General features: G+C 68.7%; 23 protein-coding genes and 1 riboswitch. Of the genes, 6 read left to right on the top strand and 17 right to left on the bottom strand.

The features are described from left to right. Positions 1-18 precede the first annotated feature (18 nt). The 5 genes from STVA_RS10930 to STVA_RS10910 all read right to left on the bottom strand — a co-directional run bounded on the left by STVA_RS10930 (position 19) and on the right by STVA_RS10910 (position 4,647). Positions 19-930, bottom strand: coding sequence for an NAD(P)-dependent oxidoreductase (locus tag STVA_RS10930; protein WP_123687989.1), 912 nt, complete (start codon positions 928-930; stop codon positions 19-21). A gap of 38 nt (positions 931-968) precedes the next feature. Continuing rightward, on the bottom strand, positions 969-1,370 hold the full coding sequence (locus tag STVA_RS10925) for a carboxymuconolactone decarboxylase family protein (protein ID WP_123687988.1): 402 nt from the start codon (positions 1,368-1,370) through the stop codon (positions 969-971). Between the two features lie 121 nt (positions 1,371-1,491). Then, positions 1,492-2,379, bottom strand: coding sequence for a carbohydrate ABC transporter permease (locus STVA_RS10920; protein WP_123687987.1), 888 nt, complete (start codon positions 2,377-2,379; stop codon positions 1,492-1,494). Next, complete coding sequence (locus tag STVA_RS10915) at positions 2,379-3,335, bottom strand: carbohydrate ABC transporter permease (protein ID WP_123687986.1); 957 nt, start codon at positions 3,333-3,335, stop codon at positions 2,379-2,381. Before STVA_RS10915 ends, STVA_RS10920 begins: the two co-directional genes overlap by 1 nt. A gap of 28 nt (positions 3,336-3,363) precedes the next feature. After that, positions 3,364-4,647 (bottom strand): extracellular solute-binding protein, encoded by a 1,284-nt coding sequence (locus tag STVA_RS10910; protein WP_170216283.1) that lies wholly within the window; start codon positions 4,645-4,647, stop codon positions 3,364-3,366. 264 nt (positions 4,648-4,911) lie between these two features. Here STVA_RS10910 and STVA_RS10905 point away from each other — a divergent pair, with 264 nt between their 5' ends. After that, positions 4,912-5,820, top strand: a complete 909-nt coding sequence (locus STVA_RS10905) for an NAD(P)-dependent oxidoreductase (protein WP_123687984.1) — start codon at positions 4,912-4,914, stop codon at positions 5,818-5,820. On the opposite strand, the gene STVA_RS10900 is transcribed toward STVA_RS10905, so the two are convergent. The 6 genes from STVA_RS10900 to STVA_RS10885 form a co-directional block, all read right to left on the bottom strand. Next, entirely contained in the window at positions 5,817-6,671 is an 855-nt protein-coding gene (locus STVA_RS10900) for a hypothetical protein (protein ID WP_142235742.1), read from the bottom strand. The genes STVA_RS10905 and STVA_RS10900 overlap by 4 nt on opposite strands. Further along, on the bottom strand, positions 6,668-8,485 hold the full coding sequence (locus STVA_RS10895; RefSeq protein ID WP_123687982.1) for an ATP-binding protein: 1,818 nt from the start codon (positions 8,483-8,485) through the stop codon (positions 6,668-6,670). The genes STVA_RS10900 and STVA_RS10895 overlap by 4 nt, the downstream gene beginning before the upstream one ends. 59 nt (positions 8,486-8,544) lie before the next feature. After that, the gene (locus STVA_RS10890; RefSeq protein WP_123687981.1) at positions 8,545-9,534 is read right to left on the bottom strand and encodes an aKG-HExxH-type peptide beta-hydroxylase; all 990 of its coding nucleotides are present in this window, start codon (positions 9,532-9,534) and stop codon (positions 8,545-8,547) included. Positions 9,535-9,639: 105 nt separating this feature from the next. Then, entirely contained in the window at positions 9,640-9,771 is a 132-nt protein-coding gene (locus tag STVA_RS28350) for a hypothetical protein (RefSeq protein WP_276330448.1), read from the bottom strand. A 27-nt stretch (positions 9,772-9,798) separates the two neighbouring features. Further along, positions 9,799-9,933: a hypothetical protein gene (locus tag STVA_RS28345; protein ID WP_276330447.1), complete on the bottom strand. Its 135-nt coding sequence runs from the start codon at positions 9,931-9,933 to the stop codon at positions 9,799-9,801. A 69-nt stretch (positions 9,934-10,002) separates the two neighbouring features. Further along, positions 10,003-10,272, bottom strand: coding sequence for a cupin domain-containing protein (locus STVA_RS10885; RefSeq protein WP_123687980.1), 270 nt, complete (start codon positions 10,270-10,272; stop codon positions 10,003-10,005). Between the two features lie 98 nt (positions 10,273-10,370). Between STVA_RS10885 and STVA_RS10880 the strand changes: the two genes are divergently transcribed. Both STVA_RS10880 and STVA_RS10875 read left to right on the top strand, forming a co-directional pair. Then, on the top strand, positions 10,371-10,985 hold the full coding sequence (locus tag STVA_RS10880) for a DUF938 domain-containing protein (RefSeq protein WP_123687979.1): 615 nt from the start codon (positions 10,371-10,373) through the stop codon (positions 10,983-10,985). A 71-nt stretch (positions 10,986-11,056) separates the two neighbouring features. Continuing rightward, positions 11,057-11,239, top strand: a riboswitch (yybP-ykoY riboswitch). A 5-nt stretch (positions 11,240-11,244) separates the two neighbouring features. After that, positions 11,245-11,817, top strand: coding sequence for a TMEM165/GDT1 family protein (locus STVA_RS10875; RefSeq protein WP_123687978.1), 573 nt, complete (start codon positions 11,245-11,247; stop codon positions 11,815-11,817). A gap of 121 nt (positions 11,818-11,938) precedes the next feature. Here the strand turns inward: STVA_RS10875 and STVA_RS10870 are convergent, their stop codons facing one another. From STVA_RS10870 to STVA_RS10850, 5 genes are all read right to left on the bottom strand, one after another. Beyond that, entirely contained in the window at positions 11,939-12,169 is a 231-nt protein-coding gene (locus STVA_RS10870; protein WP_197735842.1) for a hypothetical protein, read from the bottom strand. Between the two features lie 243 nt (positions 12,170-12,412). Next, a complete protein-coding gene (locus STVA_RS10865; RefSeq protein ID WP_123687976.1) occupies positions 12,413-13,204 on the bottom strand; it encodes a formylglycine-generating enzyme family protein in 792 nt (263 codons plus the stop codon). A gap of 292 nt (positions 13,205-13,496) precedes the next feature. Further along, positions 13,497-13,874, bottom strand: coding sequence for a hypothetical protein (locus tag STVA_RS10860; RefSeq protein ID WP_123687975.1), 378 nt, complete (start codon positions 13,872-13,874; stop codon positions 13,497-13,499). Positions 13,875-13,976: 102 nt separating this feature from the next. Beyond that, complete coding sequence (locus STVA_RS10855) at positions 13,977-14,438, bottom strand: (R)-mandelonitrile lyase (protein WP_123688771.1); 462 nt, start codon at positions 14,436-14,438, stop codon at positions 13,977-13,979. 26 nt (positions 14,439-14,464) lie between these two features. Then, a complete protein-coding gene (locus STVA_RS10850; RefSeq protein ID WP_123687974.1) occupies positions 14,465-15,223 on the bottom strand; it encodes a carboxymuconolactone decarboxylase family protein in 759 nt (252 codons plus the stop codon). A 192-nt stretch (positions 15,224-15,415) separates the two neighbouring features. On the opposite strand from STVA_RS10850, the gene STVA_RS10845 reads away from it, so the two are divergent. Beyond that, complete coding sequence (locus STVA_RS10845; protein WP_123687973.1) at positions 15,416-15,814, top strand: hypothetical protein; 399 nt, start codon at positions 15,416-15,418, stop codon at positions 15,812-15,814. Between the two features lie 31 nt (positions 15,815-15,845). On the opposite strand, the gene STVA_RS10840 is transcribed toward STVA_RS10845, so the two are convergent. Beyond that, on the bottom strand, positions 15,846-16,730 hold the full coding sequence (locus STVA_RS10840) for a LysR family transcriptional regulator (RefSeq protein ID WP_123687972.1): 885 nt from the start codon (positions 16,728-16,730) through the stop codon (positions 15,846-15,848). A 124-nt stretch (positions 16,731-16,854) separates the two neighbouring features. On the opposite strand from STVA_RS10840, the gene STVA_RS10835 reads away from it, so the two are divergent. Further along, positions 16,855-17,316 carry a VOC family protein gene (locus tag STVA_RS10835; RefSeq protein ID WP_123687971.1) on the top strand — a complete coding sequence of 154 codons (462 nt, stop codon included), beginning with the start codon at positions 16,855-16,857 and terminating at the stop codon, positions 17,314-17,316. A gap of 230 nt (positions 17,317-17,546) precedes the next feature. Next, the gene (locus tag STVA_RS10830) at positions 17,547-18,260 is read left to right on the top strand and encodes an IclR family transcriptional regulator (protein WP_123688770.1); all 714 of its coding nucleotides are present in this window, start codon (positions 17,547-17,549) and stop codon (positions 18,258-18,260) included. The last annotated feature ends 63 nt before the right edge of the window (positions 18,261-18,323 follow it).

Here is an 18,323-nt window from a genome sequence, read left to right as displayed (position 1 = left end):
CCCGCGGGGGCCGTCGTCCTACTTGCCTTCGTGCAGTTCCAGCCCGGCCAGCTTCTCGCTGAGCTGCGCCACCGCCGTGTGGTCGACGCGCGGCCCCAGCATCGTCGAGGCCCCCGCCCACAGCTCGCGGCAGAGGGTGGCGAAGGGCGCGTTGACGCCGCCCGAGCGGGCGACCTCCAGCGCGATCGACAGGTCCTTCACCATCAGCTCGATCGGGAACCCGGAGTCGAAGCTGCGCGACAGGACGTACTGCCGGAACTTCTTCTGGGTGCTGTTGTTCACGCCGGTCGAGGCGTTCAGGATGTCGACCATCGTGCCGGGCTCGATGCCGAACTTGGCCCCGATCAGCAGCGCCTCGATGCCGATCAGGAAGCCGCCGGCCGACACCAGGTTGTTCAGCGCCTTCATGGCGTGGCCGCTGCCGATGCGGCCGGTGCGGATGACCGACCCCATCGTCTCCAGCAAAGCCATCTGGGCGTCGATCACGGCATCGTCGCCGCCCGTCATGATGGTGAGCTTGCCGGTGATGGCCCGCGGCACGCCGCCGGACACCGGCGCATCGAACAGGGTGACGCCCTGCCCGGCCAGCGTCTCGGCGAAGCGCACCGTCTCGTCCGGGATGCCCGAGGTCATGTCGATGACGACGGCGCCGGGCTTGAGCGCAGGCGCCAGTCCGTCCGGCCCGAACAGGACCTTCTCGACGATGGCGCTGGTCGGCAGGATGGTCAGCACCACGTCCGACTGCCGGCCGAGTTCGGCCAGCGTCGCCATCGGCTGGGCGCCGGCCTCGGCCGCCAGGCGATCGACCTGGTCGGTACGCACGTCGTAGGCGCCGACGGCGTAACCCGCCTTCAGCAGGCAGGTCGCCATGGGCAGGCCCATGGCGCCGATGCCGATGAAGCCGATCCGCGGCTTGTCCGAGCTGGTCATTCCTGGCGTCCTCCGGCCAACGGTTGCGTGGGGCGGGCTTAGCTGAGCTTGCCTTCTTCCTTCAGCACCTCGGCCGCGGCCTTCAGGCTGTCGAGGCCGGCCGGCACGCCGCAATAGACCGCGACCTGCATCATCACTTCGCGGATCTCTTCGGGCGTCAGCCCGTTGTTGAGCGCGCCGCGGACATGCAGCTTCACCTCGTTCGGGCGGTTGAGGGCCGAGATCATGGCGAGGTTGATGAAGCTGCGGGTGCGCCGGTCGAGGCCCGGGCGGTTCCACAGCTCGCCCCAGCACCATTCGGTGACCATCTTCTGCATCGGCGCGGTGAAGTCGTTGGCGCTCTGGAGCGAGCGGTCGACATGCGCCGCGCCCAGCACCTCCCGCCGCACCTTCAAACCTTTGGCGAACAGCTCGGAATCGAATTCGGGGCGATCGGTCATGGGAAGGCATCTCCGCAAATGGGCCGCCGCGCAGGAATGGCGGCACCCACAGAGATGTCATCCCGTAAGATTGTCTGTCAATAGGCCGGTCGACCGAATGGCCGACCGGCCGCGTCGCGCCCTACCCCTTGACGGCCCCGGCCGAGAGGCCCTGGACGACGTACTTCTGCAGCAGCATCACCAGGACCACCGACGGCAACAACGCCAGCAGGCAGATGGCCATGAGCAGATTGAAGAAGACGTGCACGTCCCCGACCAGACTCGAGATGATGACCGGCAGGGTCATGAATTCCCGCCGGGAGTTGAGGATCATGGTGATCAGGAGGTCCTGCCACGAGATAATGAAGATGATGGCGCCGCAAGACGACAGGCCGGGCGTGCTGAGCGGCAGGACGATGCGCAGGAACGCCCCGAAGCGCGAGCAGCCGTCGATGCGGGCCGCCTCCTCCAACTCGAACGATATGGTCTCGAAGTATGGTGCCAGGATCAGGATGGCATAGGGCAGCAGGAACCCGGTCTGGGCGATGATCACCCCCCAGAGTGAGTTCAGCATGCCGCCCGATCGGAACATCACGTAGAGCGGAATCATCAGGACGATGATCGGCACGAAGCGCGCGACGATGTTGATCTGCAGGAACCAGGCGGTCCATGGCACCCGCAGCCGCGCGATCGTGTAGGCAGACAGCGACCCCAGGACCAGCGTCAGGACGGTGACGCTGACCGCCACGATCAGGCTGTTCAGGAAGGCGCTGTAGAACGCCTTGATGTTGTCCGGCAGGTAGGTCGCCTGCTCGAAAACCCGGCCTTTCTGCTCGCCCTGGGTCAGGATGACGCGGAAATTGTCGAAGGTGTATTCGGGCGGCAGGATAGCGCGCGTGTCGGCCTGGAGCGTGCGTTCCGACTGCACCGAGCCGATGACGACGGCGAAGATCGGGAACAGCAGGAACAGGATCACGGCCAGGTTGGCGCCGTGCAGCGCCAGCCGGCCGAGGAAGGTCGGCCGCAGCATCAGGTCGTCCTCCGGTAGAGCACCTTCACGTAGGCGATGGCGAACAGCCCGATGATCAGCGCCAGCACATAGGCCGACGCCGCGCCCATGCCGATGTTGAAGGGTGGCGCGAACGAGACCTTGTAGCCGTACCAGGCCGCCACCCACGTGGCATCGCCCGGCCCGCCCTGGGTGATCGCCATCACCTCCTCGAACACCGCGAAGGCGAAGGACGTGCGCAGGATCAGGATGACGACGATGATCGGCCGCAGCAGCGGCAAGGTGATGTGCCAGAAGCGCCGCCAGGCCGACGCGCCATCGACGGCCGCCGCCTCGTAGAGGTCGCGGTTGATGCCCTGGAGGGCGGCATAGACCAGCAGCACCGCGAACGGCAGGGTGCGCCAGATGTAGGGGACGGCGACCGCGAAGAGCGCGGTGTCGGCATTGCCCGCCCAGTTGATCGGCTCGCTGATCAAGCCCGTGGTCAGCAGCACCCGGTTGAGGAAGCCGAACTTGAAGTTATAGATGAAGGACCAGATCAGCCCGTTGGCGATCGGCGGCACCGCGTATGGCAGCAGCATCAGGAAGCGGGTGACGCGCGAGGTCCAGACGCTGGTCTGCATCAGCAGGAGGCCGATGGCGATGGCCAGCACCACCTCCACCGTCACCACGAAAGTGGTGAAGATGATGGTGTTCTTCAGCGCCAGCCAGAACAGCGCGTCCTCGAACAGGTTCGAGTAGTTCTGGAATCCGTAGAACGGGAAGACCCCGCGCCGCATCTGGGCCAGGCCCACCTGATGCAGCGAGAGGTATCCGGCATAATAGATCGGATAGGCGAGCACCCCCGCCAGCACGATGATGGAGGGGGTGTTCATGAAGAAAGCGAGCCAGCCGACCGGCAGCTCCCGCTTCCAGAACGGACGGCGGGCGGGAACCGTCAAGGCCCCCGCGCCGCCGCCGGTGGCCTGCTCGGCCATGGCGGCTCGCCTTTCCTGCCGGCCGCCGTCAGCGCGCCTTCCGCTTGGCGTCGTCGATGCCCTTGATCAGGTTGTCGCAGCACTGGTCGGCCGTGATCTGGCCGGTCAGGGTCTTCTGCACCTCGATGTTGAGCTGGTCGGTCCAGGGGAAGTGCCAGGGCTGGTAGACCGAGTTGCAGATCTCGCCGATGTAGGTCGCCTTCTCCCACATCGCCAGGATCTTCTCGGGCTCGCCCCAGGGCCGCCATCCGGTCTTCACCACGTCGGACGCCATCACCGAGTTGTAGCCCGACCCCAGCATCGCATCCTTGGCCAGGCCCATGGCCTGGGTGTAGACGCCGTCCTTGGTCTTGCCGCCCAGGTATTGCAGCAGCTTCCAGGCCCATTCCTTGTCGCGATTGGCGGAGTTGAGGAAGTAGACATGGGTGACGCCGATGGTGCGGCCATCGCCCGGGAAGCCATGCACCTTCACCTTGCCGGCGATCGGCGACTGGGCCGGATCGTTGACGACGTTCAGCCCATAGTGATGGTTCGGCCCGCGATAGAGGTTGTTGCCGGCGCCGAACGCCTTGGCCGAGGTGGTGAACTGCATCTTGAGGGATTCGGGGTCGGCGATGTCGAGCCCCTTCTCAAAGGTGTTGGCCCACCACTTCAGCACCTCGCGGGCGATGGAGCCCGGCCCGAGCATGTGGCGGCCATCCTTGTCGAAGAACTTGCCACCCTTGTTGGCGACGATCGAGTACCAGGTGCCGGGAAGCTGCTCGAGCCCGACGCCGGCCACCCACAGGACGGGATAGCGGCTGACGCCGTCCTTCTTGGCCTTCACGCAATGCTCGATGAATTCCTCGTAGGTGGTGAACGGCTTGTCGATCTTCAGCTTCTCGAGCATCGTCTCGTAGTAGTTCCACACCCAGATCGCCGAGAAGTAGGGCAGCCCCATGGGCTTGCCGTCGACGACCGCGACTTCCTTGGTGAAGCCGCTGAAATCCTTCACATACTCGTCGATGCCCGGCAGCCCGGTCAGGGGCTCGACCAAGCCCTGCTTGATGAAGGCGGGGAACGAGAAGGGCGAGGATTGCGAAACGTCGATCGCCTCGCCGCCGGCAAACATCGTCGCCAGCTTGGTCGGGTGATCGTTGAAGGACGAGATCGTCGATTCGACCTTCACCCCCCAGTCCTGCTCGAACTTCTGGGCGATCTTCGTGTAGATATCGCCGTAGGTCCAGACCACGAAGTTCAGCTTGTCGACCTTGCCCTTGGGGCGGTCGGCCCAGCCCTGGGCCAGGGCTTCCTTGGACCAGGGAAAGCCCATCCCGGCTCCCACCGCGGCGGCCCCGAGAGCAGCTTGAAGAAGTCGACGACGGCTTAGGCTCGAACTCAGGAACTGGTCCATCGGTGCTGGTCCTTCCCCCTTTTGAGCCCCGAGCCCGGCACGACCGGGGCGCATCTCTTACAAGGCAATTAGAGGGCCAACATCCGTGCCCAGTAAATAGGCTGCGCGGAAGATCGCATCCATTGCAGAGCTTTGCGGGGTTCCCTAGCCTTCGCCGCGACGGATTCTAGGAAAGGTGGCGACATGGCAGCCTCGGCGGAACGCATCGGCTTCGTGGGACTCGGCAACATGGGCGGCCCGATGGCCACCAACCTCGCGACCAAGGGACACCAGGTGACGGTGCTCGACCGCGTGCCGGCACGCAGCGAAAAGGTCGCCGCCGCCGGTGCCGCCATCGCGCCCGACCTGCAGGCATTGATCGGTCGATCAGACATTCTCGTCACCATGCTGCCCGACACGCCCGACGTCGAGGCCGTGGTGGCCGGCCCCGACGGGCTGCTGCGGCACGGGCGCCCGGGGATGCTGCATCTCGACACCAGCACGATCGCGCCCGAAGCCAGCCGCAGCATGGCCGAGCGGCTGGGCCAGGCCGGCATCGCCTTTGTCGATGCGGGCGTCGGCCGGTCGCCCGCCCATGCCGAGCGCGGCGAGTGCCTGTTCATGGTGGGGGCAACCGATGCCGACCTTGCGCGCATCATGCCCGTGCTGGAGGCAATGGGGACGAAGATCATCCATGCCGGGCCGCCCGGCAGCGGCATCGGCCTCAAGATCGTCAACAACTACGTCGCCATGTGCCTCTGCCAGCTCAATGCCGAGGCCTTCACGCTGGCCGCCAAGCTGGGGCTGCCGGCGCGCACGCTCTTCGAGGTGATGACCAACTCGCTGTCGTCCAACGACCATCTGAAGCTGTACTGGCCGACCAAGGCGCTGGCCGGCGACATCGAGCCCGGCTTCGCGCTCGACCTTGCCTACAAGGACCTGTCGATCGGGGTCGGGGCCGCGGCCGCCGTCGGCGCGCCCGCCCATGTCGGCACCGCCGTGCGCGCCGCCATGGAGCGGGCCCGCAGCGAGCTCGGGCTGGGCGGCCGCGACGTCACCGCCCTCCTCCAGGCCGCCGCCGACGAGGCCGGGATCGAGGCGCCGCGCCTCTAGGATTCGGGGTGGGCCGCCAGCAGCAGGCGGCCCACCGTCGTCATCCGGGCGATGCCATGGTCGGCGAACAAGGACAGCCCGGCCCGGACGAACGCGCGCGCCTCCGGCCCCGGCTCGTCGCGCGCCGCCGGCATTTCGGCCAGCAGCGCGCGCCCGCCGGCCTGGGCGGCCGACCGGGTGGTGGCGATCGCCGCCGCCAGGTCGCCACGGCGGTCGAGCGGCTCCAGGACCGTCCAGGCCAGGGCCATGTAGGCCGGCCAATGGGCGAGGTGGCGATAGAGGCTGGCCAGGATCGGGCCGTCGACCCCGCCCGGCTGGCCGATGCGGTTCAGCGCCACGGCCAGTTCAGCCACCGGCGGCTCCATCCGCGCCAGATCGAGCAAGGGCAGCAGGTCGCCCGCCAGCGGCGGCAGGTCGGCCCGCTGCGGCGCGGTGCCGGCGGGTGCGCCATCGAGGCGGGCCAGCATCGCCATGAAGGCCAGCAGGTTCATCGAGTTGCCGCGGTCGTAGCTGCGCAGCATGGCAGCCACATTCCCCTCCGCCGTGGCGTCCAGCCCAACGGCGCGCAATGCGGCGGCCGGCAGGCGCGGCACGTCCGGCAGGACCATCCGCGCGTGCATCCGCCCCATCTCGCCCGCGACCGCGCCCGAGGCGTAGAGCGGCTTCACGCTGGACCAGCACCAGTCGAGCGCGGCCGGCATCGTCGCCAGGTGCCGCCACACCAGGTTTACGAGCGGCACCCCCAGCGTGGCGCGGAGGTCGGCGAAAATCGCGGCCACCGGCCCGGTGGCGTCGACTTCGCGAACGGCTGGCACGGGGTCGCCCGCGAAGGATGGCGGTACTGGTGTCATGATGGCGGCAATCCGATCCTGAAGCGGCGAAGGCCCGCGACGGCCAGGTCGGCCGCTGCCGCCGCGGTCGCGGGCAGTGGCAGGATACGCGCGCCTGCCGCCCGAAGGAATCCCATCACGGGACTGGCGCTTCCCGGGACCTCCGGTTCCGTCAGCACCAGGTCGGGATGCTCGGTGCCGGCCCCCTCGGCGAAGAGGAGGTCGCGGCGGATGGCAAGGACGGCAGCATCGAGGGTCGGATCCTCGACGAAAAGCGTCGCCGTCGCGAGACCAGCCCAGCGATCGGCGGGCAGGACGACATGCCCCAGCCATACGCCGTCGCCGGTCGCCAGGCCGACCTTCCAGCCGAACGCCCGATGCAGGGCCTCCGCGATCGCCCGCGCCCGCTCTGCAAGGTCGCCATCGCCGACGACCAGGATGTGCGGCATCCGGCCGTGGCCGTCGGGCGGGCCGCGCCGGTCGAGCACGATGCCGGCGACGTCGCGATCCAGCCCCGGCAGGTAGTGGGCGCCAAGGTCGGGCCGCGGGTTGACCTCGCAGATGCCGGCGCCGACCTCCCGCCAGGATAGGGAAATGTCCGGGATGCGCAGGTCGATCCCGCCCAGGTCGAGATCGAGTGCCGCCAGCGCGCGCGCCGCCAGGGCATGGTTGTCGGGGTGGATGCGCTCGGTGCTGTCGAGCCGGGCGCCCCCGCCGAAGCCGACGAAGGGCAAGGGGTGGGTTTCCACCACCGCCCCGGGCGGAGGAACCGAGTCGACCGACCAGCCGCGGCTTTCCAGGAAGGCGTGGCTCTGCTCGTCGATCAGCACGGGATGCAGGGCAAAGCCCTGATGCCGCTCGCCCCGGCCAGCCCCGTTGAGGACGGCGGCCAGTTGCGCGATGGTCGAACGGCCATCGCCCACGACCTGCGGCGCCGGTCGCTCGAAGGCGCCGATGACGCGCCCGTCGAGCACCAGGACCCGATGCTCCGGGCCGGGCAGGAAGCTCTCGGCCACGACGCCCACGCCATGGCTGGCCGCGGCCTTCAGTTCGGCCTCGATCTGCTCTGGCCGATAGACGAAGCGGATGCCGGTCTGCCGCCGCAGGGCATAGGGCTTGATCACCAGGGGGTAGCCGACCTCGGCCGCCAGGCGCATCACATCGCCCGGGGATGCCACCTCCGCCTGGCGGGCGACGGGCAGGCCGGCGCGGCGCAGCACCGTGCTGCCGGTGCGCTTGTCGCTGGCCAGCGAGAGCGCCACCTCCCGCGTCTCGGTCGAGCCCGATGCCGCGAGTCGACGGGCGCGGCGACCCTCGCCGAACTGCAGCAGGTGGTCGGCGAAGCTGAGGAAGCGCCAGGGCATGTTGCGCCGGATGGCGGCCTTCACCAGCGGGCCGCGTGAGCCGCGGAACACGATCAGCGCCAGCCGCCGATGCTCCAGCAGCCGGTCGCGCAAGCGGTCGACCGCGTCCTCGGACGAGGGGCCGGCGGCTGCCGTCGCCAGCATCTCGATCGCCAGGCGGAGGACGCCGATGACATGGATCTGCGGCCCGGGCAGCAGCACGGTGTCGCGGCTGGCATCTCCCATCGGCGTGCGCACCAGCGCCGGCCTGGGCAATTCCATGAAGACGCAAAGCCGATCGCACAGCCGCTCGACCGCGTCGCGCAGGATGGTGGGCGCGGCCTCACCCGGATCATCGGGAAACGCCTCGGCCCGCACCCGCCGGCCCAGTTCCAGGGTCGCCCGCCAGAGGCCGGCGTCGTAGCTGCCGGCGACCTTGGCCACCACGACCGAGCGCGTGGCCAGCCGATTGGCGCCCGACAGGCTCCCCACCCGCAGCGACCGGATCGGCGCAGCCGCGTCGGCAGGGCCGGCGCCGGCCGATCCCGCCGTCAGCCCGGCCGCCCGGCCATGTAGTCCCGCGCCGGCGCGAAGGCTGCCTGGCCGACCGGGGTGAAGCGCGCATGGGCATCGACGACGGCCAGCCCCTGGCCGAAGGCCTGGCGGTGCGTCGCCAGCCGGGTCGTCGCCTGGCTGCGCTCGACAGCATCCAGCGCATCGGACGCCAGCAGCCGCTCCAGGCAGTAGTGCATGCGCGCGGTGACGTAGGTGGCATGGACGATGCCGTCCATTGGCCGCGGATCGCTGCGCAGGGGCGAGCGATAGCGATCGGCCGGATCGTTCTCGACCAGTGGCCGGCCGCGCGTGAAGCCCGACAGCAGGCTGTGGCCGGTCTCGTGCGCCAGCGACTCCGCCATCGTCAGGCGATCGGGCTGTTCCTCGAGGTTGAGCAGGACGGCACCCCAGACCAGGAACACCGATGCCCCCTGGAAGCGATCGGCCGGATCGCCGTCGACGCTGCGGACGAACACGATCTGGCGCAGCAGCGCACGGATCTCGCCACTCAGTTCCGGCGCCGCGCGGTCGAGCAACGCCAGCGCCGAGCGCGCCAGGGCCGAGCCGGCATCGACGCCGGTCGGCTCGGCGGGGACGATGCCGAGCGGTGCCGCAGGGTCGTCGTCGAACAGCGCCCGATAGCGCGCCGCCTGGCCTGGGCCGAGCTTGGCGTCCTCCAGCGTGGCGAACTGGATCTCCGGCTCGGGCGGGCGGCGGGCAGCGTCCACCAGCGCCTCCAGGCACGCCATCACCCGGTCGTGCTGGTCGCCATAGATCGCCTCGACCAGGCCCGCATAGGCCGCGACCATGCCGGGCGGGGCCGAGGGGCGCGCGATCGCCGCCATCACGTCGGCGGTCTCAGCCGGCCCGATCGCGTCCTGGCGCGCGAACGCTTCGAGCAAGCCGCCGAGGCTGGCGGCAAAGTCGGCACGGACCACCTGATCCAACAGCCGGCCGCGATCGGCGCCAGGCCGGAATTCCAGCACGCGCGCCTACCGCCCGGAACGAGAAGTGCCCGGCCGCCTTGGGGCAGCCGGGCAGCGAATCAGGCAGGCGTCAGACGATGTGGACAAGCGGACGGCCGCAGCCGCCTATGCGCGCGGCTGCCGCTTGCCCGCCTGCGACTTGCCGGACTTGGCGATACCCTCTCGAGGGCCGTGGAAACCAACCGGAGGAGCGGCCTGCAACTGGTCGCGAATGGTCTTCAGCTCGATGGACTTCATGCGATACCCCCTGTGCAAGCGTCGGAATCAATTCCCGCGCTTACCGACCTTGGACGATTCCGACCGCAGCACGGTTGCCAGCTCGCTCGACTTCTGGAAGCCTGCGAGATCCGCCTGCTTGACGACTTCGCGCAGCGCAGCCAGGCAAACATTCTTGCTCATCACACCCTCGCTTTGAAGACGTCGAAGTAAAGCAAGACTGCCCGGATCGCGGGGGCCTGTCAAACCACCCTATTCCCGACGGCCGACCAGGTAGCGCACGCCGGCCTGGCCCACATCCTCGCAATGCATCTTGCCGGCTTCCATCGTAAAGACGTCGCCCGGCCGATAGGTGGTGCGGACATCGCCGCAGGTCAGGGTGATGTCACCGTCCAGGACCATGGCGGCCACATCGAAATGATGGGCATGCTCGGCGCGGCTCTCGCCGGGCGGCAGGCTCTTGTCCTCGGCCTCGCCATAGCCGTCATGGCGCAGCCGTTCGCGAAACGCGGTAGTCTCCATTCCCAGTTCCTCCACTCTGCTCGGCCCGGCGGGAGCACGCAGGCAGTTGCCGGCGACCGGCAGGGCCAGAGCCTAATCCGAAAGAAGCGGTTTCCGCCATGTCCCAGCCACGCCACGCGCCGGCCACCGCCCGCAACCGCGACGCCATCCTGGCGGTACTCGTCGACGTGCTGCCGCCGTCCGGCCTGCTGCTGGAGATCGCCAGCGGCACGGGCGAGCATGCTGCGTACATGGCCGCGCGCCTGCCAGGCACCATCGAATGGCAACCGACCGACGGCGCGGTCGATTCGCTTGCCGACATCGACGGCCATGCGCGGGCCGGCGACGGTGCCCGCATCCGCCCGGCCCTGCTGCTCGACGTCACCGCCGCCACGTGGCCCTTAGCCTCGGCCAGTTCGGTTCTTTGCTGCAACATGATCCACATCGCCCCCTGGGCCGCAGCCGAGGGACTGTTCGCCGGTGCCGCCCGGACCCTGGACAGGGCCGACGCCCCCCTGCTGCTCTATGGACCGTTTCGCCGCAACGGCGTGCACACCGCGACCTCCAATGCCGAGTTCGACCGCAGCCTGCAGGCGCGCGATGCGCGCTGGGGCGTGCGCTGCCTCGAAAGCGAGGTGTTGCCGCTGGCCTCCCGGTCCGGCTTCCGCCTGGACGCGATCCGCCCGATGCCGGCCAACAACCTGATGGTCATGTTCCGTCGCTCTCGCGACTGATAATCGGTCGCAATACCCATATTGCAACAAGGGTCTTTACGGGCGAAGCAGCGTCCTGTAGCAAGGCCGTACCTTCGGGGAGTAGCCGTCCGCGTAACCCAGCGGAGCCCGCGTCAACACACTTGGCCAGCGATGGCCATGGCGCCGGCAGCGGATCGATCGTTTCGATCTGGATTGGCGAGACCGACGATACCTGCCTCTCGGGAACTGGGCCGACGGGGGATGGGTGTCGTCGTGCGTTTCCGGCCCCGGATCAATCATGGAAGCATTCTGGATCTCCACCGGCGTCGTCGCGATCGCCGAGATCGGAGACAAGACCCAGCTGCTGGCGATCGTGCTGGCGGCGAAGTTCCGCCGGCCGGTGCCGATCATCCTCGGCATCCTGGCCGCCACCCTGCTCAACCACGCGGCCGCCGCCAGCCTGGGCTACCTGCTGGCGCAGTGGCTGACCGGCCCGACCTTCCAGATCCTGGTGGGTGTCGCGTTCCTGGTCATGGCCGCCTGGGCGCTCGTACCCGACAAGGCCGACGACGGCACCGCCATCCGTTCCGGCGGCGGCGTCTTCGTCGCGACCCTGATCGCGTTCTTCCTGGTGGAGATCGGCGACAAGACGCAAATCGCGACGTCGCTGCTGGCGGCACGGTTCGAGGGCATCGTGCTGGTCACGCTCGGCACCACGGCCGGCATGATGCTGGCCAACGTCCCCGCGGTCTATCTGGCGGAAGCCTGCACGCGGATCGTGCCGCTGCACTATGTCCGGATCGCCGCGGCGATGATCTTCGCGGCGATCGGCGTCTGGATCCTGGTGGCGGGGATCCCCAGCGCCGGCTAGGCCGGGAACCCGGAGGCGGCCATCCCGTTGGAAGAAGCGAGCGTATTGCTCGTACCTCCCTCCCTGAAGGAACTCGACGGCGCGGAAGGACACCCTCCCTTCCGCGCCGCTTTTTCCATTGCTAGCGCATCACCCGGTCGCCGAAGCCGAACAACCCAGTCTCTCCGGCGACATTCACCTGGCAGGGCCTGCCGGCATCCTGCAGCAGGCGGGCGCGCTTGTTGGCCGATGCCTTCGCCTCGTCCTTGGACGAGGTGTGGTCGAGCATCTTGCCGTCATGCTCCACCGCCCAACCTTCGAGATGGCGGCAGATCGTGAATATGGCCCGCGTCTGGCCCATTTTCCCAGTCATCCCGAGTATCCTTTCATAGCGCCAGGCGGCACCCGGCGCCGGCGACGGCCGCGCGACAAGTCGACAGATAAATATCCGCAAGAGCGCGCCACGATCCGATGCCGGAAAATGCCTGGCAGCTCGACTCCGGACGCGGGGGCGCAAAAATATCGACAGGCGGCAAGGCGCGCACTGTACGACCAAGCGCCTCCTTCTACACGAAGTATATTTGCCGGGTGCGCGCGCCACCCCTGGCGATATCGACTATGGCAACGTCCGGGCGAGCCGGAAACCCACGGCCGGGTTGCGTTCGTCCTGGGCGATCGCCGACCGGTTGGCCGACCGCAGGTCCTCGGCCCGGCTGTTCCAGCCGCCGCCGCGGGCGACCCGCAGGCAGGGTCCGCCGCGCTCGACCGCCGTACCGTCGGTCGGCGCCCCGACATAGTCGATGCCGTAGCAGTCCTGCACCCATTCCCAGACATTGCCGTGCATGTCGTGCAGGCCGAACGGATTGGCCCGGCGGGTGCCGGCCGGCTGGGTCCGGCCATTGGCGTTGGCCTGATACCAGCCATGGGCGGGCAGGCCGGCCGCGTCGTCGCCGAAGGCGTAGTCGGTGAAGCCGCCGGCGCGCGCGGCGTACTCCCACTCCGCCTCGGTCGGCAGGCGATAGCGCTTCCCGGTGCGGGCATTCAGCTTCTGGATGAACTGCTGCACCTCATCCCACGACACCTGCTCGACGGGCAGGTTCGGGCCCGGGTTGGCGCCGGCCGGGCCGCCCATGACGGCCGCCCACTGGGCCTGCGTCACCTCCAGCCGGCCGATCGCGAAGGCCTTCACCTTCACGTCGTGCTGCGGCTGCGCATCGGTGATGTCGTGGAGGGGTCCCATCTCCTCGTTCATTGCACCCATCATGTAGGTGCCGCCGCGCAGGACCACCATCTCGGGACATTCGGCACAATCTCGGATGACGCGCCGGGCGGCCCCCTGCGCCGCCACGTCGCCCGCTGCCAGTGCCAGCACCAGACCGGCAACCGCTACCGTGAAACCCCGTCCCATGGCGACTTCCCCTCCGGCCGGGCCGAAAGCGTGCCCGGGGCCGCAGCATATTCGCTCCGGTGGCAGGCCGGCCATCCCGTTCGACCCCGGTCCCGTTCGACCCCGGTCCCGTTCGAGCCCGGTCCCGTTCGAGCCGGGCGGCCGACGCCTCGCAGGAACGTTCGGGGCGGCCGGCGCTTTCCTCTATTCGAGGTGCCGGCGCGATCGCTCCCAGTCCAGCGGCCCGGCGCCTCGCCAACCCTGCCGGGAGGGGGGTCCCGGCGGGGTTGGTTCGAATTCGCGATCCGTGGGATCAGCCTTTCCAGATCTGGCGCAGCGCGATCCAGGCGAAGAGGGCCATGCCGGCCAGGACACCGATCGAGCCGATCCCCGCGCCGGCCTCGAACGCCGTGTTCCCGGAGTAGATGAGCCACAGCGAGGCCGTCATCACGACGGTGCCGGCCGTCTGCAGCAGCAGATGCGCATAGGCCAGGCGCGACGCGCCGACCACGGGGAACAGGTGGTAGAAGAACCCCATTAGGGCCGAATTGACCCAGCCGACCAGCATGATGTGGGCATGGGTCGGAATCTGGTCATGCACATGCGTGATGCCCATCTTCAGGCCGAGCCCCATCCCGACGATGGCGTAGAGAACCGCGAAGGTGAAGAACCAGCGTGCAGCGCCTTGCATGGATGCCCCCTTGGAAACGACGACCGGCAGTCGCGGTCGACGGCCGCGAGGTTCTAGCATCCATCCGATCCGCCGGCGCAATGCTTGCCGGCGATGTTGCCCTTACTGGCGATATTGGTCGTCGCCGACCTGCTCCAGCCAGTCCACGTTCCGGCCGCCCAGCATGCCGGTGATGGCGATGTGGCTCATGCCGTTGGCGGCGGTCGCGCCGTGCCAGTGCTTCACCCCCGGCGGAATCCAGACGACGTCGCCGGGCCGGATCTCGCGGCGCTGCCCGGCCCACTCCTGCACCCAGCCCGTCCCCGCCGTGACGATCAGGGTCTGCCCGGCCGGATGCGTGTGCCAGGCAGAACGGGCACCCGGCGCGAACGTGACGAGGCCGCCCGTCGCCGGAATATGCTCCTTCACCCCGAAAAGCGGGTCGACCACGACCGCGCCGGAGAAATACTGGGCCGGACCGCCGGCCGACGGCCGGGCCCCGTTGGGGGAGATCTCGATGGTCTGCGCGGCGGCCGGCGTCGCGCAGAGCGCCAGCGAGACGGCGGCCGCATTCAGGGACTTCATGATCATGGCTCCTTTCGCGGACGGGGTCAGCCGGGCCGCCGCTCGAACACTTCGCGGGCGATCGGCACGGCCGAGAAGGCGTTGGGCCAGCCGGCATGGAAGGCGATGTGGGCGATGACCTCCGCCGCCTGCGCCTTGGTCAGGCCGTTGTCCATCGCCCGGTTGAGGTGGAACGGCATCTGCGCCACCTGCCCCAGCGCGATCAGCGAGCTGACCGTGACGAGGCTGCGGTCGCGCGGTGCCAGGCCCGGGCGCAGCCACAAGTCCTTGAAGAGGATGTCGCCGGTGTACTGCACCAGGCCCGGCGATACCGGCCCGGCGCTTTGCTGCACCCGGGTCGCGCGGTCGGCCTCGCCCGCCGCGTCGATCGGCAGCAATGGGGGCGAGGCGGGCGGAAGCTGGTCGGCCCCGATGCCGCGCCGGGCGAACAGGTCGCTCGCCGCCGCGACCGCCGTCATCGCGTTGCCCCAGCCGGAATAGAAGGCCAGGTGAGTGATGATCTCCGACAGCTCCGCCGGCGTGACGCCGTGATCGAGCGCCAGCGCGAAGTGGTGGGGCATCTCGACCGGCTGGTTGCGGGCGATCAGGACCGCAACGGTGACGACGCTGCGATCGCGCGGCGACAGGTCGGGCCGCTGCCACACTTCCCCGAACAGTCGCTGCCGGTACTTCTCCAGCGCCGGCGATACGGCAGAGATATCGGCCGTGGCAGCGGGGCCAGCACCCTGCGCGATCGCCGAAGAGGCCAGGCTGCAAGTCAGCAGCGTCCATGCAAGGAGCTTCATCGTCCCGACTTTCCAATGCTTGATGCCATCAAGATGGAGAAGTTCGGCGGTCGGGATTAGCCATCGACGACCGATAGAGCCTATCGATCCTGCCCATGAATGAAGGCCGTGGGCCGCTGCCCACGCCACCCCTCGACACCGCCGGCGGATCCGCGCTATCGCACCCGCGGATGCCAGAGATCGGGGGCGAGCATGGGTGTTGGATTTCGCTGTTCGGTTGCCGCGGCCATTCTGGCCGCCGCCGCGTCTCCCGCGGCAGCGCAGTCGCTGGGATATCGGATCGCCAAGGAGCTCTGCGATACCGCTGCGGCCACCGCACAACTATCGCTGACCACGGCCGAGGCGGAGTTGTTCCGCGCCCTGCCGAACGGCACGCGCGACACCTACCGGGCGGAGTGGACCGGCGACACGCCGTCACCGATCCAGCAGTTCGAGCGCCTCTCCGACGCCACCTACCAATGCTACTACGAGAAGCGGTGGGAGCAGCGCGGCTATCAGATCAAGCTCACGGCGACCGCACCGTTGACTCTTGCCGGGACCCTGGCCCTGTTCACGGTGCAGCGGGGCGCCTGGACGGAACGGCGGGAATAGGCCGGGCCGTCGAGCCTACCGTCGGCGGGGATCAGATCCGCATCGCCTGGATGACGGCGCGCAGGCCGGCCGAGATGTATTTGCGCGTCGGGTAGTACAGATAGAGCCAGTCCTCCGGCGGGCACCAGGTTTCCAGGCAGCGCACCAGGCGGCCATCGCCGATGGCCGCTGCTGCCCGGTCTTCCCAGACATAGGCGAGACCCAGGCCAGCCAGGGCCGCCTCGACCATGAGCTCGTGGTTGTCCGTGGACAGCGGGCCGGTCGGCTGGAAATCGACCGAGCGGCCGCCCCTGGCAAATGCCCATGCGTAGCGCGCACCGCTCGGATACAGGTTCTGGATGCAGACATGCCCGCCGAGGTCGTCCGGCGTCCGCGGCATCGGGCGGCGCGCGAAATAGTCGGGCGAGCCGACGACGGCGAACCGCAGGCGCGGCCCGATCTTCACGGCGGTCATGCCCGCGCCCAGGCTCTCGCCCAGGCGGATGCCGGCGTCGAACCCTTCGGCGACGATGTCGACCAGTTGGTCGGTGGCGACGATCTCCAGGTCGAGATGCGGGTTGGCCGCGATCAATCCGCCCAGCACGGGCCCGAGGACGAAGGGGGCGATGGAACTGGGGGCATTGATCCGGACCTTGCCGAATGGCGTGTCGCGGAACTGGTTCAGCCCGTCGAGCGCCGACCCGATGTCCCCCAGCGCCGGCGACAGGCGGGCATGCAGCATCGCCCCGGCATCGGTGAGGGAGACGCTGCGCGTCGTCCGGTTCAGCAACCGGATGCCGATGCGGGCTTCCAGGTTGCCGACGGCATGGCTGACCGCGGACGCGGTGACGCCCCGCTCCTCGCTCGCGCGGCGAAAGCTGCGGTGGCGGGCCACCGCCTCGAAGGCGGCAAGCTCGGCCAGATCAAGCGGCCTCATTACTGAACTATGATCAGCAGTGATATCATCATTGGCAAGCTAATCATCTCGGTCGTATCGCGCAATTCTCCGCCTGTCGCCGCCGGCAATGGTGCCGGGACCGGCCGACGCGAGGAGTACTTCCATGGCCGACTTCATCCCGCCCGCCAGGAACACGGCATCGGTCTTCGCCGACATGCGCGGCCACCACGTCGCCATCCGCACGCCCGAATACGCGGCCGCGCGGGATTGGTACCTCGAAAAGCTGGATTTCCGCGTGGTCGCCGAATGGCCCTATGCCGACGAGCAGCTAGCCTACCTGGCGCCGGCGGCCGACGACGGCTTCTATATCGAGATCCTGGGCGGCGGCGAGCCGGCCCCGGTGGAAGCCAGGCCCTATGTCGACCTGGGCGACAGCCTGAAATATCGCGGCCTGCACCACTTCTGCCTCAACGTGTCGAACGTCGACGCGACGGTCGAGACGCTGCGCGGGCGCGGCGTGACCATCGTGACCGAGCCGTTCGTCCTGCCGGTCATCAGCCGCAAGCTCGCCTTCTTCTGCGACCCGTTCGGCAACCTGATCGAACTGGCCGAGCTGCTGGACTGAAGAATTGCGCCGCCGGTCGGCAGGCCCACCGATCGATCGGTGGGCCCCGACGTCGTCAGTCGCATGGTGGGTAGTGCTCCGCTTCAGCAGGGCATCCGTTCGGATATCGTATGCGCGCACCTGGACTATGGCGTCGGTGGGCTCGCCATGACAGATCCAGTGGCAGAGGATGGTCGTCCGGGCTCGCGATGATCGTCGCGCAGGATGATTCAGCTTACGGCTACCAAACGATGGTCGAACGAAAGACGAAGGCGCGACCCAAGCTCGAAGGCGTGGCATCGGCGGACCGGCTGCTGACGGTGCTGACGGCGTTCCGGCGCGGCGACGATGCCCTGGAACTGACCGAGCTCGCCCAGCGAACCCAACTGGTGAAGAGCACGATCATGCGCCTGTGCATCTCGCTGGAACGCTTTGGGCTGATGGAGCGGCTGGGCGACGGGCGCTATCGCCTCGGTACCGAGATCGCGCGGTTGGGATCGGTCTACCTCCAGTCCTTCGCGCTGGAGGCCCACGCCATGCCGGCCCTTGAGAAGCTGGTGGCGGCATCGGGCGAAACGGCCTCCTTCTACATCCGGCGCGGCGAGCAGCGGCTGTGTTTGTTCCGCGTCGACTCGCCCTCGCCGCTCCGGATGCACGTCCGGCCAGGCGACCTTCGCCCGATGGACGGGTCCTCGATCGCCCAGGTGCTGCGCCTGCCCGACCTCGCCGCCACCGGGACGAGCGTCGAGGCCGGACATCCGATCTATTCCAGCGGGGTCACCGACGCCCACGTCGCATCCATGGCGATGCCGGTCTTCGGTGCGGGCGGGCGCCTGCTGGGTGCCCTCGCCGTGACCGGCCCCGCGTCCCGCCTCACCCGCGACCGCGCCGGGGAGATCGCGCCGACCCTGATAGGTGCCGCCGCCGTCCTCACCAAGGCGCTGGGCGGTGCGCTGCACGGCTGATGCCGGCGACCGCCGAAAATCGCAACGCCGTTTCATTTTACTTGGACGACCAGGGCCAGGGTG

The organism is Stella humosa, from assembly GCF_006738645.1.
Classification (GTDB): domain Bacteria; phylum Pseudomonadota; class Alphaproteobacteria; order ATCC43930; family Allostellaceae; genus Allostella; species Allostella humosa.
Note: the sequence above shows the minus strand (reverse complement) of the source record. Positions and strands in the feature narration are given on the sequence as shown.